Source organism: Mycolicibacterium novocastrense (assembly GCF_001499835.1).
Lineage (GTDB): Bacteria > Actinomycetota > Actinomycetes > Mycobacteriales > Mycobacteriaceae > Mycobacterium > Mycobacterium novocastrense.
The window spans coordinates 65,402-80,583 of record NZ_LQIH01000005.1 but is presented as its reverse complement, the minus strand read 5'-3'; the positions used below and the strand labels follow the sequence as shown (position 1 = coordinate 80,583).

General features: G+C 67.1%; 15 protein-coding genes. 6 read left to right on the top strand and 9 right to left on the bottom strand.

The features are described from left to right. Nucleotides 1–6 precede the first annotated feature (6 nt). Nucleotides 7–1,152, bottom strand: a complete 1,146-nt coding sequence (locus tag AU072_RS05850) for a thiolase family protein (protein WP_064412904.1) — start codon at nucleotides 1,150–1,152, stop codon at nucleotides 7–9. Between the two features lie 74 nt (nucleotides 1,153–1,226). On the opposite strand from AU072_RS05850, the gene AU072_RS05845 reads away from it, so the two are divergent. Next, on the top strand, nucleotides 1,227–1,991 hold the full coding sequence (locus AU072_RS05845) for an SDR family NAD(P)-dependent oxidoreductase (protein WP_064412903.1): 765 nt from the start codon (nucleotides 1,227–1,229) through the stop codon (nucleotides 1,989–1,991). 262 nt (nucleotides 1,992–2,253) lie between these two features. On the opposite strand, the gene AU072_RS05840 is transcribed toward AU072_RS05845, so the two are convergent. Genes AU072_RS05840 through AU072_RS05825 form a run of 4 tightly spaced genes read right to left on the bottom strand, consistent with a single transcriptional unit; the run spans nucleotide 2,254 to nucleotide 6,292 of the window. Further along, nucleotides 2,254–3,021, bottom strand: coding sequence for an enoyl-CoA hydratase/isomerase family protein (locus AU072_RS05840; RefSeq protein WP_064346498.1), 768 nt, complete (start codon nucleotides 3,019–3,021; stop codon nucleotides 2,254–2,256). A gap of 1 nt (nucleotide 3,022) precedes the next feature. After that, entirely contained in the window at nucleotides 3,023–4,111 is a 1,089-nt protein-coding gene (locus AU072_RS05835) for an acyl-CoA dehydrogenase family protein (protein WP_064412902.1), read from the bottom strand. Next, complete coding sequence (locus tag AU072_RS05830) at nucleotides 4,098–4,910, bottom strand: acyl-CoA dehydrogenase family protein (RefSeq protein WP_064412901.1); 813 nt, start codon at nucleotides 4,908–4,910, stop codon at nucleotides 4,098–4,100. Before AU072_RS05830 ends, AU072_RS05835 begins: the two co-directional genes overlap by 14 nt. Next, nucleotides 4,895–6,292 carry a class I adenylate-forming enzyme family protein gene (locus tag AU072_RS05825; protein WP_064412900.1) on the bottom strand — a complete coding sequence of 466 codons (1,398 nt, stop codon included), beginning with the start codon at nucleotides 6,290–6,292 and terminating at the stop codon, nucleotides 4,895–4,897. Before AU072_RS05825 ends, AU072_RS05830 begins: the two co-directional genes overlap by 16 nt. Before the next feature lie 112 nt (nucleotides 6,293–6,404). Here AU072_RS05825 and AU072_RS05820 point away from each other — a divergent pair, with 112 nt between their 5' ends. Next, nucleotides 6,405–6,716, top strand: a complete 312-nt coding sequence (locus AU072_RS05820; RefSeq protein ID WP_064412899.1) for a 2Fe-2S iron-sulfur cluster-binding protein — start codon at nucleotides 6,405–6,407, stop codon at nucleotides 6,714–6,716. Here AU072_RS05820 and AU072_RS05815 read toward each other — a convergent pair. From AU072_RS05815 to AU072_RS05800, 4 genes are all read right to left on the bottom strand, one after another. Further along, a complete protein-coding gene (locus AU072_RS05815) occupies nucleotides 6,704–7,759 on the bottom strand; it encodes a CaiB/BaiF CoA transferase family protein (RefSeq protein ID WP_064346493.1) in 1,056 nt (351 codons plus the stop codon). The genes AU072_RS05820 and AU072_RS05815 overlap by 13 nt on opposite strands. 65 nt (nucleotides 7,760–7,824) lie before the next feature. Further along, a complete protein-coding gene (locus AU072_RS05810) occupies nucleotides 7,825–8,781 on the bottom strand; it encodes an LLM class F420-dependent oxidoreductase (RefSeq protein ID WP_064412898.1) in 957 nt (318 codons plus the stop codon). 36 nt (nucleotides 8,782–8,817) lie between these two features. After that, the gene (locus tag AU072_RS05805) at nucleotides 8,818–9,234 is read right to left on the bottom strand and encodes a cobalamin B12-binding domain-containing protein (RefSeq protein ID WP_064412897.1); all 417 of its coding nucleotides are present in this window, start codon (nucleotides 9,232–9,234) and stop codon (nucleotides 8,818–8,820) included. After that, nucleotides 9,234–10,811: a methylmalonyl-CoA mutase family protein gene (locus AU072_RS05800; protein WP_064412896.1), complete on the bottom strand. Its 1,578-nt coding sequence runs from the start codon at nucleotides 10,809–10,811 to the stop codon at nucleotides 9,234–9,236. The genes AU072_RS05805 and AU072_RS05800 overlap by 1 nt, the downstream gene beginning before the upstream one ends. A 209-nt stretch (nucleotides 10,812–11,020) precedes the next feature. Here AU072_RS05800 and AU072_RS05795 point away from each other — a divergent pair, with 209 nt between their 5' ends. From AU072_RS05795 to AU072_RS05780, 4 genes are read left to right on the top strand one after another with little or no spacing between them, the layout of a single operon-like run. Beyond that, nucleotides 11,021–11,872, top strand: coding sequence for an SDR family oxidoreductase (locus AU072_RS05795; protein ID WP_064412895.1), 852 nt, complete (start codon nucleotides 11,021–11,023; stop codon nucleotides 11,870–11,872). Further along, nucleotides 11,869–13,368: a class I adenylate-forming enzyme family protein gene (locus AU072_RS05790; RefSeq protein ID WP_064412894.1), complete on the top strand. Its 1,500-nt coding sequence runs from the start codon at nucleotides 11,869–11,871 to the stop codon at nucleotides 13,366–13,368. Before AU072_RS05795 ends, AU072_RS05790 begins: the two co-directional genes overlap by 4 nt. Before the next feature lie 13 nt (nucleotides 13,369–13,381). Then, a complete protein-coding gene (locus tag AU072_RS05785) occupies nucleotides 13,382–13,684 on the top strand; it encodes a hypothetical protein (RefSeq protein ID WP_064346487.1) in 303 nt (100 codons plus the stop codon). 13 nt (nucleotides 13,685–13,697) lie between these two features. After that, the gene (locus AU072_RS05780; RefSeq protein ID WP_064412893.1) at nucleotides 13,698–15,164 is read left to right on the top strand and encodes an adenylate/guanylate cyclase domain-containing protein; all 1,467 of its coding nucleotides are present in this window, start codon (nucleotides 13,698–13,700) and stop codon (nucleotides 15,162–15,164) included. Nucleotides 15,165–15,182 lie beyond the last annotated feature (18 nt).

The window sequence follows — 15,182 nt, the reverse complement described above, 5'->3', positions numbered from 1 at the left end:
GGCGGCTCAGGCCACCTCGATGACCGTGGCCGATCCCATGCCGCCGCCCGCGCACATCGCGGCGACGCCGATTCCGCCGCCGCGCCTGCGCAATTCGTGCACGAGCGTGACGAGCATGCGCGCGCCGGTGGCCGCCACCGGATGCCCCAGCGAGCAGCCGCTTCCACTGACATTGACGCGGTCGGGGTCGATGTCGAGCAGTTTGACGGTCGCCACGCACATCGCCGCGAAGGCCTCGTTGATTTCGAACAGGTCGACGTCGGCGAGCGAAATACCGGCGCGCTTGAGGGCTTTCGGGATCGCTTCGACGGGGGCCAGCCCGGTGAAGGCGGGATCGACACCGACCGACGCCCACGCCTTGACGGTGCCCAGCGACGGCAGCCCGAGCCGGTCGCTGGCCAGCGTCAGCACGGCGGCCCCGTCGTTGGCTCCGCAGGCGTTGCCCGCGGTGATGGAGAAGCCCTCGATCTCGGGATGCAGCGGCTTGAGCGCGGCGAGCTTCTCGATGCTGGTGTCGCGACGGGGATGCTCGTCGGTGTCGAACTGCCCGTAGGGCGTCTCGATCGGGACGATCTCGTCCTTGAAGCGGCCCTCGTCGATCGCCCGGATCGCCTTGCGGTGCGAGCCCAGGGCCCACTCGTCCATCTCCTCGCGGCTCACGCCCGCGCGCACGGCGGCGTTCCAGCCGACGGTGATCGACATGTCCATGTTCGGTGCGTCGGCGCGGTCGGGGTGCGTCGGGGGAAACCAGTCGAGCATCGCGGCGTCTTTCGCGCTGCTGGCGCGGCGGGTGAAGCGGGGCGTGGTCGAGGCGGAGTTGACGCCACCGGCGATCACCACTTGATCCATGCCCGCGCGAATGCTGGCGGCGGCGCTCTGGACCGCGGCCTGCCCCGCAGCGCAATGCCGGTTGTTCGACAGCCCGGGCACCGAGGTGAGGCCCGCGGTGATCGCGGCGTGGCGAGCGATCACCCCGCCGCCGTAGAGCCCCTCGCCGAGGATGACGTCGTCGATCGCCAGGCCGTTCACCTCACCGGCGGCCGCGCCGATCACATGCTCGGCCATCTCGTAGGCGTCGGTGTCTCGCAACGTGCCCTTCATCGCGGTGCCGATGGGGGTGCGCAGGGCAGAAACGATCACGGCTTCAGGCATGGGTATCTCCGTCTCGACGTATGAGAATGTTATTCTCTCAAGCCGAGAGTGCTAGTTGCAAGAAGGGGAACCATATGCAGATCGCGGGTAGCTCGGCAATCGTGGTCGGCGGTGCCGGCGGCCTTGGCGAGGCGACGGTCCGGCGTCTGCACGGGGCCGGAGCTAAGGTCGTCGTCGCGGACATGGCCGACGACAAGGGCAAGAAGCTGGAAAGCGAGCTCGGCGTGCGCTACGTCCGCACCGACGCGACGTCGGAGGACTCCGTCAACGCGGCGATCGCCGAGGCCGCGGCGCTGGCTCCGCTGCGCATCTCGGTGGATACCCACGGCGGCCCGGCCAGCGGCGGCCGGCTCATCGGCAAGGACGGCTCCCCGCTGGACCTCGACGGTTTCAAGACGACGATCGAGTTCTACTTGACCGCGGTCTTCAACGTGATGCGGCTGGCGGCCGCCGAGATCGCGAAGTCCGAGCCGCTCGACGAGGGTGCCCGCGGCGTGATCATCAATACCGCGTCGATCGCCGGTTACGAGGGTCAGATCGGTCAGCTGCCGTATGCCGCTGCCAAGGGCGGCGTGATCGGCATGACGCTGAATGCGGCCCGCGACCTCTCGCCGCTCGGCATCCGCGTGGTCACCATCGCGCCCGGCACCATCAACACCCCGGCGTATGGACAGGCCGCCGACCAACTCGAGCAGTACTGGGGTCCGCAGGTGCCGTTCCCCAAGCGGATGGGCCGGTCGACGGAGTACGCGCAGTTGGCGCAGAGCATCATCGAAAACGACTATCTCAACGGCGAAATCATCCGCCTCGACGGAGCTCTACGCTTCCCGCCCAAGTAATTCCCTGTCCCGCGAGCGTGCGTGTTTGCACACGACACGCCGCGCAATTTCAGCAGTTTGCGCACCATCGCGCCATCGCGACGGTGCGCGTCTGCATCTGGCACGTGTGCTCAGCACGGGCCATACGAGGCCGTGCGTTTCGCATACCGGCCGGGTTCGACAGGTTGCGCACACTCGCACGCGCATGAGCGTGCGCATAGCGGCGCGCGCGAGCGGCGTGTCGCGCAGCAGACACGCACGCTCGCGCCAAACTGAGTGTGCGCTACTTCTTCTTGGCGTTCAGCCGGGTGACGATCTCGCGGAAATCGTCGGTCTTGAAGGACTGCTCCTCCGCGGTGTTGGCGTAGTCGAGCACCGCCAGCACGGAGCGCTCGAGGTGAATGTTCAACAGCCGCTTGGTGCTTTCGACCGCCTGGCGCGGCAGCTCCATGATCTTCTTCGCGCAGGCGATCGCCTCGCTCAGCGGATCTTCGACGACGTGGTTCGCCAACCCCAGCTCGGCGGCGCGCTGGGCCGAAATCCGCGCACCGGTCAGCGCGTATTCCTTGGCGTGCAGCAAGCTCATCTCCAGTGGCCACACCAGCGGTCCACCGTCGGCGGCGACCAACCCGACCTGAACGTGTGGATCGGCAAGGTAGGCATCGTCTTTGATGTAAACGATGTCGGACAAGGCCACCAGGCTGCAGCCCAGGCCCATCGCGGGACCGTTGACGGCGGCCACCACCGGAATCCGGCAGCGCGCCATGCCCAGCACGATCTCGCGGCCGTGCAGGATCGTCTTGGCGCGTAGGTCGGCGTCCTGACGCAGCTCCTCGAGATAGCCGAAGTCGCCGCCGGCCGAAAAAGCCCGTCCCGCACCGGTGATCACCGCCGCGCGAGCCTCCCGGTCCTCGGCGAGCCGCGGCCACAGCCAGGCAAGCCCGCAATGCAGGTCGTCGTTGACCGAATTCAAGGATTCCGGCCGGTTCAGCGTGATGATGCGCAATGCGCCGTCGGCCTGGACGTCGATCTCCGGTGGTAGGTCGTACAACTCAAACTCCTAATCCGAGAATGCGCGAAGCGATGATGTTCTTCTGAATCTGCGAGGTACCGCCCATCACGCTCTGCGCGCGGCTGTACATGTAGGCGCCGAACAATTCGGGATCGCCGGTGCCGACGGTGGCCAGCGCGGCGTGACCGACGGACTGCTCGGTCCACGTCATCAACAGTTTGTCCAACGAGCCCTGCGGCCCGTGCGTCATCCCGTCGAGCTGTTCGGACAACCTCCTGCGCACGTGCAACCGCAGCATCTCGGTCTGCACCCACGCCCACGCCAGCTCCTCGGGAGCCGAGCCGTCCACCCGTGCGGCCAACTGCCGCACCAGCTTTCCGTAGCGGGCCGAGAACCCGAGCGTCGACGGCTCGCGCTCGTGGCTGACGACGGTCATCGCCAACTTCCAGCCCTCACCCGGCGCGCCGACCATGTTCTCCGCGGGCACCCGGGCCCCGTCGAACAGCACCTGGCCGAACTCCTTGGTGACGCCGCTGATCATCTTCAGCGGCCGCTGTTCGATCCCCGGTTGGTGCATCGGCACGATGAACGCCGAAATGCCCTTGTGCTTGGGCACATCCTTGTCCGTACGAGCCAGCAACAAACACCAGTCGGCCACATCGGAATAGCTGGTCCAGATCTTGTGACCATGGATGATGTACTCGTCACCCTCTCTGGTCGCCGTCGTGGTCAGCGACGCCAGGTCTGAGCCGGCGCCAGGCTCGGAGAAGCCCTGGCACCACCGCTCGGTGCCGTTGATCATTCCCGGCAGGAACCGTTGGCGAAGCTCCTCGCTTCCGTGATGCGACAGCCCCACCACCAGGTAGCCCAGGCTCGGCCGCGCCGGCGCACCGGCCTTGGCGATCTCCTCGTCGACGATGACGTCGTAGACCGGAGGCAGATCCTGTCCGCCATACTCTTTGGGCCACGAGGTGCCGAAGAACCCGGCCTCATACAGCGCCTGGTGCCACGCACCCTGGGCGGCCCAGTACTCGTCGCCCGACGTCGGGAACTTGCCCTTCTGCTCGCTCAGCCAGCCGCGCAGACGGTCGCGGAACGCGGCTTCCTCCGGTGAGTCACGAAAGTCCAATGGACAACTCCTCCAACTTCACGGGCCACGTCTCGGTGGCGGACAGCACCCGGCGCAGGTAGACGTGGGCCAAGCACTCCCACGTGTTGCCGATACCGCCGTGCACCTGGATCGAGGTCTCGCAGACGGTCAACGCCGCTCGCGCACAGTAGATCTTGGCAACCCGGGCCGCCTCGACGGCCTCGGCGGCCGGGAGTTCGTCGACCGCCCATGCGGCATGCCGCAACACGCTGATCGAACCCTCGATCAGTGCCAGGCTCTCGGCCAGCAGGTGACCGACCGCCTGGTACGACCCGATCGTCGAACCGTACTGCTCACGCACCTTGGCGTACTCGACGGCCAGATCCTGGGCTCCCCTGGCCGCCCCGACCAGGTCGGCGCACGTGACCGTCAGCGCAAGCGCCCGCCATCGGCCGGCATCCTCGTCCGACAGGCTGTCGAGTTCAGCGGGTGACTCAACCACGCCGGCAAGGCTTTTCGTCAGGTCGATGGAATCCTCCGCCTCTGCCGCAACCGGCTCACCGCCGCCTCGCATGCGAAGGTCGTCGGTCAGTAAGGGCCCGATGAACGGCACGTCGACGAGCCTTCGGGCGAACTCCTCGGCCACGATCGCGACCTCGACACCCGACGCCCCGTCCGAGCGAAGCGTGCGAAAGCCCGTGGCGTCCACGGCCTTCTCCAGTCTGGCGACCCTGCTGGCATCCTCGAGGTCGGCGACCGACCCCGGACCGAGGTCGTCGGCCAAGCTCGCCGCCGCGGCCCTCAACTGTTGTTGTTCACTTGTCAGACGGACGTCCACAGACGCTCCTTCAACACTCGACGCAGAACCTTCCCGGAAGGCAGCCGCGGGATCTCGGGCACGACGACCACCCGGCTGGGCCGCTTGTACGACGCCAGCCGCTCCCCCACCCACGATGCCAATTCGTCCTCCGGCACAGGGGTATTCGTCTTCACGGCCGCGACGATCGCCTCGCCGTTGGCCGCGTCGGGCACCCCGAACACCGCGCAGTCGTCGACCGCGGGATGCCCGTGCAACACGGCCTCGACCTCGGCGGGCGCAACTTGAAAGCCGCGCACCTTGATCATCTCCTTCGACCGGTCGGTGATCCGCAGCCAACCGTCGTCGTCCAGATAGCCGACGTCGCCGGTGCGGTACCACCCGTCGTGGAAGGCTGCCGCGGTCGCCGACTCCGGCAGGTAGCCCGCCATCACCGAATCCGACTGCACCTCGATCTCGCCGGGCTCGCCCGACTCCAGGACCGCACCGGTGTCCAGGGACACCACGCGTACCCGCGCACCGGGCACGGGCCGGCCAACGGTGTCGAGGTGGCGGCCGTCGAGCTCGTTACACGAGATCACCGGCAACTCGCTGGCGCCGTACGCGGTCACCCACTTCACCCCGGTCCTGGCGGTGACGGCCTGTGCGACGCTCTCGGTGACCGGCGTCGCGCACCACATGATGTAGCGCAGCGACGACAGGTCGTGGGACTCCAGATCCCGATAGGCCGCCAACGCCAAAGCGATTGGCGCCACGGCCATCTCGATGGTGAGCCGGTCGCTTTCGATATGCCGCAACATGGTGTCGATGTCGAAGCGCCGGTGCAGCCGGATCCAGGTCCCGGTGTCGAGCGCCATCACGATGTTGAGCAGGCCCAGGATGTGTGACGGCGGGGTCATGATCTGCATGCGGTCCGACGACGACAGCTGCAGCGCATCGCGCCAGTGCCGCACCGCGACGGCGAACGCCGCATGGGTGTGCCGAACCGCCTTCGGCATACCGGTGGTGCCGGAACTGAACACGAACAGGGCGTCGGCCTGGGGATCGGGTGCGGTGACCTCCCGCTGCTCGGGTTCGATCGGATCGTCGAGCGAGAGCATCGGCATGATTCCGGCCAGCAGGGGATGATCGCCGACCGCGTGCGCCGGCCGGGTCAGCGCCAGCGCATGTTCGATCTCCGCGCGCCTCCACGCGGGGCTGAGTAGGACCGCCGCGGCCCCCAACTGCCATACGGCGCGCAGCGCGACGACGAATTCGGGGCGATTGGACGACATCAACGCGACTCGGTCGCCGGCGCGAACGCCGCGGGATTTCAGGGTGGCGGCCATCCCGGCACTCAGCGCGTCGAGCTGCGACAGCGTGTATTCACGCTGCTCGAAGGCGAGCGCGATCGCCTCACTCACACCCTGTCCTCACTAGTGCCCCGGGGGTCGGATTTCGCTTTGAGAATAGCGTATCATTTAACGAGAATGATATTCTCGTCCAGTTAGAACCGATGTGCCAGGAGAGTTGTTGATGACGGCCGATCCGATACCTGACCAGCCGGCACAGGGCGGACAGGTCACGATCGTGCTCGACCGCAAGAAGGTGTCGGTCACCCGCGTCGCCGACGAGACGCTGTTGGAGAGCGCCCGGCGGGCCGGCTTGTCACCGCCATTCTCGTGCGAAGCTGGCAACTGCGGCACCTGCATGGGCAAACTCACCGAGGGGCGCGCCACCATGCGGGTCAACGACGCTCTCGACGAGGACGAGGTCGACGAGGGATACATCCTCACCTGCCAAGCGATCCCGGACACCGACACGATCTGCGTGACCTACGACGACTGAACCGCAAGGTCGCCGTGCTCGTCGACGCGGGGCGCCGGCCGGTACTCCGGTTCATAGCCCACGATCTGAATCGGACTGCGCACCAACCGGAAATCACCCGCCTGCACGATCACCTCGGGCGTCTGCTCCAACGCCTCGGGCAATGTGCGCACCGCGGCGACCGGAATACCCAAGGGACGCAACCGGGACTCCCAACTCGCGGCGGTATCGGTGGCCAACGCCGCGGCCACGACCGCCAGCACCTCGTCGCGCTTGTCTGACCGTTCGGCCATCGTGGGAAAGCCCTCGATACCTGCTTCGTCCGAGAACGCGCGCCAGAACCCATCATGGGTGATGAACAGCGCCAGATAGCCGTCCGCCGTCGCGAACAGTTGCGCCGGAACGTAATACGAGTGTGCCCCGAACGGATAACGCAACGGCGCCGCACCGTCGTTAAGGTACGCCGATGCGCGGTAGTTCAGCTGCGAGAACATCACATCCCGCAGGGACACGTCGACCTGACCACCACGGCCCGACACGATCTGCGCCAGCAGCCCCAGCGCCGCGGCCAGCCCGGTCGAGTTGTCGGCCGAGGAGTATCCCGGCAAGGTCGGCGGTTCGTCCGGATGTCCCGTCATGGCCGCGACGCCGGTCGCCGCCTGGATGACGTAGTCGAACGCCGGATCGTCGCCGCCCTCGAGCCCGAATCCCGTCAGCGCCACACAGACGATGCGTTCGTTGAACCGCTTGAGCGAGTCGTATGTCAGTCCGAGTTTCTTGATCGCTGACGGCTTCATATTCACCAGCAGCGCATGGGAATCCGCGACGAGTTCGCCGAGCCGCCGTCGGCCGTCCTCCGAGCGCAGGTCGAGGACGACGCTCTTCTTGTTGCGGTTCAGGCTGGCGAAATAGCTGTCACCGACCTGCCGTGAGATCTCGCCGCCCGGCGGCTCGACCTTGATGACCTCCGCGCCGAGGTCCGCCAGCAGCATGGTGGCGTAGGGCCCGGCCAGCATGACTCCGACTTCGATGATGCGGATGCCGGCCAGCGGCGGGCCGCTCATTGAACCCAGCGGCGGGCCGCTCATTGGACCCAGCGGCGGGCCGCTCATTGAACCCAGCGGGCCGCTCACCGCACCTGCTTGGCTAATTCCGCGATCACCTCACGCGTCCGGTACTTCGACGCGATCAGTTCGTCTCGGTTGTCGCCGATCGGCAGCAGCCGGACCGACAGGTCCGTCACCCCCGCATCGGCGAATCGCTTGAAGCGTGCCAGGATCGCTTCCTCGTCACCGGCCGCGCAGAGATCGCCGACGTCGCGGGCGTCGCCACGGGCCAGCAGTCGCTGGTAGTTCGGTGACGTCTCGGCTTCGGCGAGGATGCGGTTCGCCCGGTCCTTGGCGGCTTCGATCTCCGAATTCGCGCACAGGCACACCGGTATCCCCGCGACGATGCGGGGAGCGGGCCTGCCTGCCTCGGCGGCAGCCTTGTTGATCTTGGGGGCGATGTGCTCGCCGATGGCCTTCTCATCGGCCATCCACAGCACGGTGCCGTCGGCGCGCTCCCCGGCGATCTGCAGCATCACCGGACCCAGCGCGGCCACCAGGACCGGCAGCGGGTTCTCCGCGCCGAGGACCGTCGGGTTGTGCACCGTGAAGGTGTCGTTTTCGACGTCGACGTCGCCGGGGCCGGCGAGTGCGGCGTTGAGCACCTCGAGATAGTCGCGGGTGTACGCGGCCGGCTTCTCGTAGGGGATGCCGAGCATGTCGCGCACGATCCAGTGGTGCGACGGTCCCACCCCGAGCGCGAGCCGCCCGCCCGCCACCGCATGCACCGACAGCGCCTGACGCGCGAGCGCGATCGGGTGCTGCGCCTGCAGCGGCACCACCGCGGTGCCGAGCTCGATCTTCGAGGTGTGCGCGGCCATCAGCGCAACCATGGTCAGACAGTCGAAGTCGTTGGGCACCTGCGGCATCCATGCGGTATCCATTCCCGCGGATTCGGCCCACTCGATATCGGAGACCAGCTTGTTGACCTTGCGCGCCATATCGCCGCGTTCGGCCCCGATCATCACGCCAAGGCGCATGTCAGTTCTTCCTCCGGGAGTTCAGCGGCGAGGGAGTCATTGCTCGCTCAATGTCAGCTTGCGGACCTCGTCGACCAGCGTGTCCAGCGACGTGCCCGTGGGGAACACCGCAGCCGCGCCCGCGGACAGGAGCTTGGGCACATCGCCCTGTGGGATGGTGCCACCGACGACGACAGCGATGTCGCCGGCATCGGCCGCGCGCAGCGCCTCGACCGTGCGCGTGGTGAGAGCCACGTGCGCGCCGGACAGGATCGAAAGCCCTACCAGGGCAACGTCTTCCTGCAGGGCGATCGACACGATGTCTTCGATGCGTTGCCGGATTCCGGTGTAGATCACCTCGAAGCCCGCGTCGCGCAGCGTCCGCGCGACGATCTTGGCGCCGCGATCGTGCCCGTCAAGGCCGGGTTTGGCGACCAGGACCCGCACCGGGCCGGTCGTTGAAGAGTCCGCCATCAGAACACCACCGGCTGCTGGAACTCGCCCCACACCGACTTCAACGTCGAAACCATCTCTCCCACAGTGCAGTAAGCGTTGGCGCAGTCGACCAGCTTGTGCATCAGGTTGTCGTCACCATCGGCCGCGCGCGCCAGCGCCGCCAGTGATGCGGAGACCGCGGTGGCGTCGCGCTCGGCCTTGACCTTCGCGAGCCGCTTGAGTTGCAGATCGCGGCCCTCGGCATCGAGTTCGTAGGTCGCGATCTCGGGCGGCGGCTCGTCGGAGACGAATTTGTTGACCCCGACCACCGGTCGCTCGCCCGATTCGATCTCCTGGTGGATCTTGAACGCCTCGTCGGCGATCAGGCCCTGCAGGTATCCGTCCTCGATCGCACGGACCATACCGCCGTGGGTTTCGAGATCGTGCATGATCTCGATGATCTTCTCCTCCGTCGCGTCGGTGAGCGCCTCGACGAAGTACGACCCGCCGAGCGGGTCGGCGACCTTGGTCACGCCGGTCTCGTAGGCGAGGATCTGCTGCGTACGCAACGCCAGGGTCGCCGATTCCTCGCTGGGCAGTGCGAACGGTTCGTCCCACGCCGCGGTGAACATCGACTGCACGCCACCGAGCACCGCGGCCATCGCTTCATAGGCGACGCGGACGAGGTTGTTCTGGGCCTGCGGCGCGAACAGCGATGCGCCACCGGCCACACAGCCGAATCGGAACATCGACGCCTTGTCCGACGAGGCCCCGTAGCGCTCGCGCACGATCGTCGCCCAGCGTCGCCGTCCGGCGCGGTACTTGGCGATCTCCTCGAAGAAGTCACCGTGGGTGTAGAAGAAGAACGAGATCTGCGGTGCGAACTGGTCGATCGTCATGCGCCCGCGTTCAACGACGGTGTCGCAGTAGGTGACGCCGTCGGCGAGGGTGAACGCCATCTCTTGCACCGCGTTGGCGCCCGCGTCGCGGAAGTGCGCACCGGCAACCGAGATCGCGTTGAACTTGGGCACCTCGGCCGCGCAGAACTCGATGGTGTCGGCGATCAGCCGCAGCGACGGTTCGGGCGGCCAGATCCACGTGCCGCGCGATGCGTACTCCTTGAGGATGTCGTTCTGGATGGTGCCGGTGAGCTTGGCCCGCGGCACCCCCTTCTTCTCTGCGGCGGCGACGTAGAACGCCAGCAGGATGGCGGCGGTGCCGTTGATCGTGAAGCTGGTGCTGATCTTGTCCAGCGGGATGCCGTCGAAGAGGATCTCCGCGTCGGCGAGCGTGTCGACCGCGACGCCGACCCGGCCGACCTCTTCGCCGTACTCGGGGTCATCGGAGTCGTAGCCGCATTGCGTGGGCAGGTCCAGCGCCACTGACAGCCCGGTTCCGCCCTGGTCGAGCAGGTAGCGGTAACGCCGATTGGACTCCTCGGCCGTCCCGAACCCCGAGTACTGCCGGAACGTCCACGTCTTCCCGCGGTATCCCGTGGCGAAGTTCCCGCGCGTGAACGGATATGTGCCCGGCGGAGGCGGTTCCGTCGCCCGGTCCGTCGGCCCATACACCGGCTCGAGCGGGATCCCCGACGGGGTCTGTACTGGCTCGCTCATCACGGATAACGTACTTGCAAAAAATGAGAATGCCAATACCGCAGGCCGGAAACGTGCACCGGAGAAGGGGCGTCCCCCACCGTCGAAAGCCTGCGAAGACCCGGTACACAGCGAATATGGCACTTGCGTAAAATGAGAACGCCAATACCGCCTGTATTCGAGGTCCGCTAGCATCGTGGGGCGACGCAGGTCGCAGCCAAAGGAGGTCCATGTCCGCCTTCACTGACCGCACGCTCGTCGTCTCCGGCGGCAGTCGCGGCATCGGTCTCGCAATCGGCCTCGCTGCGGCCAGGCGGGGCGCCAACGTCGTGCTATTGGCCAAGACGGCCGAACCGCATCCAAAGCTGCCGGGCACGGTGCACACCGCAGTCGCCGAGGTAGAGGCCGCCGGCGGCAAGGGTGTGGCCGTGGTCGGCGACGTCCGAAAAGAAGAGGACGTGCAACGTGCGGTCGATGCGGCCGTCGAGCATTTCGGCGGGGTGGACGTCGTCGTCAACAACGCCAGCGCCATCGCCACCGAGCCCACGGAGCAATTGGCGGCCAAGAAGTTCGACCTGATGATGGACATCAACGTGCGCGGCACGTTCCTGCTCACCAAGGCGGCGCTGCCGTACCTGCGCAAGTCCGCGGCACGCGCCCAGGGAGCGGAGCCGGCAGGCGCGCACGTGATCACGCTGGCACCGCCACTGAACATGAACCCGCACTGGTTGGGCGCTCACCCCTCCTACACCCTGTCGAAGTACGGAATGACTCTGCTCTCGCTGGGGTGGGCCGCCGAGTACGCGGAAACCGGCATCGGATTCAGCTGCCTGTGGCCCGAGACCTACATCGCGACGTCTGCGGTCGCCAACGCTCCCGGCTTCCAGGAAATGCTGGACCGGTCGCGCGACCCACAGATCATGGGTGACGCGGCCGCGTTGATCCTGTCGCGCCCCCCGGCCGATGTGAACGGCAAATGCTTCATCGACTCCGAACTGCTCGCCGAGTCCGGCGTGACAGACCTGTCGCGCTACGGCGGTGGGGACGACCCCATCCTTGATATCTTCGTCGACAAATCATGAGCATCTCACTGCTGCTCGAGATGGCCTCGAGCAATCCGGACCGCACCGCCGTGGTGTCGGGTGGATTGCGGCTGACCACAGGTGAGTTGAGCGCCCTGGCGGACGGCGGGGCAGGCATCATCGCCGAGTCCGGCGCTTCCCACGTCGCCTATGTCGGCATGGGTGGCGCGATGCTGCCCCTTCTGCTGTTCTCCTCGGCTCGCGCCGGGGTGCCGGTGACGCCGCTGAACTACCGGCTCAGCGCCGACGGCCTTCGTGAGCTCATCGATCGCCTCCCCCAACCGCTCGTCGTCGCCGACGCCGAATACCTCGATATGGTCGCCGGCGCGGGCAAGCAGGTCATCGGTTCCGACGAGTTCCTCGACGGCGCGCGAACCAGCGATCCGGCCGCGGAGTTCCCCGATCCGGAAGACGTCGGGGTCGTGCTGTTCACCTCCGGTACCACATCGCGCCCGAAAGCCGTTGAGCTGACGCACAGCAACCTCACCAGCTACATCACCGGCACGGTCGAGTTCGATTCCGCGGAGCCCGGCGACGCCGCGTTGATCTGCGTCCCGCCGTATCACATCGCCGGTGTCAGCGCCGCGTTGTCCAACCTCTACGCCGGGCGAAAGATGGTGTACCTGCCGCAGTTCGACGCCAGGGAATGGATCCGGCTGGTGCGCGACGAGGGCGTGACGTCGGCGACGGTCGTGCCGACGATGTTGGACCGCATCGTGACCGCCCTGGAAACGGAGAACGTGGCCCTGCCCACCCTGCGCAACCTGGCGTACGGCGGCTCCAAGGTGCCACTTCCGTTGGTGCGCAAGGCGCTCTCACTGTTGCCGGAGGTCGGCTTCGTCAACGCCTACGGGTTGACCGAGACCAGCTCGACCATCGCGGTGCTCGGGCCCGACGACCACCGCGAGGCGCTCTCCTCGTCCGACGAGGCCATCCTGCGCAGGCTGGGCTCGGTCGGCCAGCCGGTGCCAGGGATCGAAGTACAGATCCGCAACGCCGACGGCGAGGTGCTCGGCCCCGGCGAGACCGGGGAACTGTTCGTCCGCGGCGAGCAGGTATCGGGCCGCTACACCGAGATCGGCTCGGTGCTCGACGGTGACGGATGGTTCCCCACCAAAGACATCGCGATGCTCGACGAAGACGGTTATCTCTTCATCGGCGGGCGTTCCGACGACACGATCATCCGCGGCGGGGAGAACATCGCACCCGCCGAGATCGAGGACGTGCTCGTCGAACATCCGGCGGTGCGCGACTGCGCCGTGGTGGGGCCCGAGGATCCGCAATGGGGTCAGATCATCGTCGCGGTCGTGGTCCCGGCCGACAGTCCGGACGGCCCCGCGAACCCGGACCCCGAGGAGCTGCGCGAGTATGTGCGGCGCCAGTTGCGCGGATCGCGAACCCCCGACCGCGTCGTGTTCCGCGACGAGTTGCCGACCAATGCGACCGGCAAGGTGCTGCGTCGAGAACTGATCGCCGAGTTGACAGCCACCAGATAGCAAGGAGCCCAGCATGATCAAGAACGGCACGCGACTGCAGAGCCAGGTGTGCGACACCCAGGTGATCGTCGTGCGCAGCTCGGACAGCCTCGACGATCTGCGCGCGGGCGGCGTTCCGATGGTGCCCCTGGATGCCGAGAAGAGTACCGACGTTCAGATCGACCCCGAATTCTCTGACGGCAACGCGATGGGCAAGCGTTATGTCGACGACAACGGCGCCGAAGTCCTGGTGACGAAGGCCGGTGCCGGAACGCTGAGCGTCGGCACCACGCCACTGTCTCTCAAAGAAGCCAAGCCCCTGCCCGCGAGCGACTGATACCTTCCTCTGGGTGAGGCCGCGCCGCCTGCTCACCCGGTATGTGGCCGGGCTTGCGTCGGCCTACCTGCTGACTGCGGTCGAGGTCATCGCGATCGTCGGATTGCTGGGCGGTCGCGACGTGGTCACTCCCGAGAATGTGATCACCGCGGCGGCACTGCTCGCGGTCGGTACCGCCACCGTCGGCGTCAGTGCCGCCTACATCCTGCTCCCGGCGTTGCGGTATCTGCGCGCGGGGCGCGAGCCCACCGCCGCCGAACGACGGTCGACGCTGACGATGATGCGCCGCCAGGCCGCGGCCACGGTGGCGCCGTGGATCCTCACCGCCGCGGTCCTGGTACCACTGAACCTCGACGCCGGATCCGAGGCGCTGGCGGTGATCGGATCGGCCATGCTCTTCGGGACGATCGCCACGGTGTGCACCGGCTTCCTGTTCACATTACGAACGTTGCGACCCGTATTGGCCAGCGTGGCAGTCGATTCCAGCACGCCGACGTTGACGGCGCCCGGAGTCCGGGCACGGCTGCTGCTGATGTGGACCGTGTGCACCGCACTGCCGGGCGTCGCCATCGCCGCACTGCTGATCATGCGGAACAACGGATGGCTTCTCGAGGAGACCGCGGCCATCGAGTTGGCGCTGATCGTGCTCGCGTTGGTCGCGGTCGTGCTCGGTCTGCGTTCACTGATCCTGACCTCCATGTCGATTTCCGACCCCGTTCAGGAAGTCGTCCAGGCGATGGCCGATGTGGAGCGCGGGCAAATCGACCGGTCCGTCGAGGTCTACGAGTGGTCCGAGATCGGCCGTCTGCAACGCGGTTTCAACCGTATGGTGGCCGGGCTGCGTGAACGTGACAGGCTGCGCGACCTGTTCGGCCGCCACGTCGGCGAGGACGTGGTCCGGCGAGCCATCGAGGAGAACGAGTCGTTGTCCGGCGACGAACGTGACGTCGCGGTGCTGTTCATCGATCTGGTCGGGTCCACCCCGTTGGCGGCCACCCACGAGCCCGCCGAGGTCGCCGAACTGCTCAACGAGTTCTTCCGTATCGTCGTCGCGGCCGTGGATCAGCGGCACGGCTTGATCAACAAATTCCAAGGCGATGCGGCACTCGCCGTCTTCGGTGCTCCCCTGCGCGTCGACGATCCAGCGTCGGCGGCGCTGATGACCGCACGCGATCTGGTCACCGATCTGCAGCGCCTGCCACTCGACTTTGGCATCGGGGTCTCGGCCGGACCCGTCTTCGCGGGCAACATCGGCGCGGAGAACCGGTACGAATACACCGTTGTCGGGGACGCGGTCAACGAGGCGGCCCGACTGGCCGACCGGGCCAAGGAGTTTCCCGCGCGAGCGCTGTGCTCAGGCAGCGCGCTCGAACGTGCCAGCACGGCGGAACGACGGCGCTGGGAGGCACGGGGATCGGAAACCCTGCGCGGCCGATCCGCCCCCACCCAGATGTGGACACCGGCCGCCGAGCCTGGTTAGAGACGCGCACCGTCGGGG

Excerpts from the sequence above, each read along its gene's own strand:
- AU072_RS05815 (WP_064346493.1), bottom strand. The coding sequence starts at position 7,759 with ATGAGCGGCCCGCCGCTGGCCGGCATCCGCATCATCGAAGTCGGAGTC.
- AU072_RS05800 (WP_064412896.1), bottom strand. The coding sequence starts at position 10,811 with ATGAGCGAGCCAGTACAGACCCCGTCGGGGATCCCGCTCGAGCCGGTG.
- AU072_RS05820 (WP_064412899.1), top strand. The coding sequence starts at position 6,405 with ATGACGGCCGATCCGATACCTGACCAGCCGGCACAGGGCGGACAGGTC.
- AU072_RS05850 (WP_064412904.1), bottom strand. The coding sequence starts at position 1,152 with ATGCCTGAAGCCGTGATCGTTTCTGCCCTGCGCACCCCCATCGGCACC.
- AU072_RS05810 (WP_064412898.1), bottom strand. The coding sequence starts at position 8,781 with ATGCGCCTTGGCGTGATGATCGGGGCCGAACGCGGCGATATGGCGCGC.
- AU072_RS05785 (WP_064346487.1), top strand. The coding sequence starts at position 13,382 with ATGATCAAGAACGGCACGCGACTGCAGAGCCAGGTGTGCGACACCCAG.
- AU072_RS05845 (WP_064412903.1), top strand. The coding sequence starts at position 1,227 with ATGCAGATCGCGGGTAGCTCGGCAATCGTGGTCGGCGGTGCCGGCGGC.
- AU072_RS05790 (WP_064412894.1), top strand. The coding sequence starts at position 11,869 with ATGAGCATCTCACTGCTGCTCGAGATGGCCTCGAGCAATCCGGACCGC.
- AU072_RS05805 (WP_064412897.1), bottom strand. The coding sequence starts at position 9,234 with ATGGCGGACTCTTCAACGACCGGCCCGGTGCGGGTCCTGGTCGCCAAA.
- AU072_RS05795 (WP_064412895.1), top strand. The coding sequence starts at position 11,021 with ATGTCCGCCTTCACTGACCGCACGCTCGTCGTCTCCGGCGGCAGTCGC.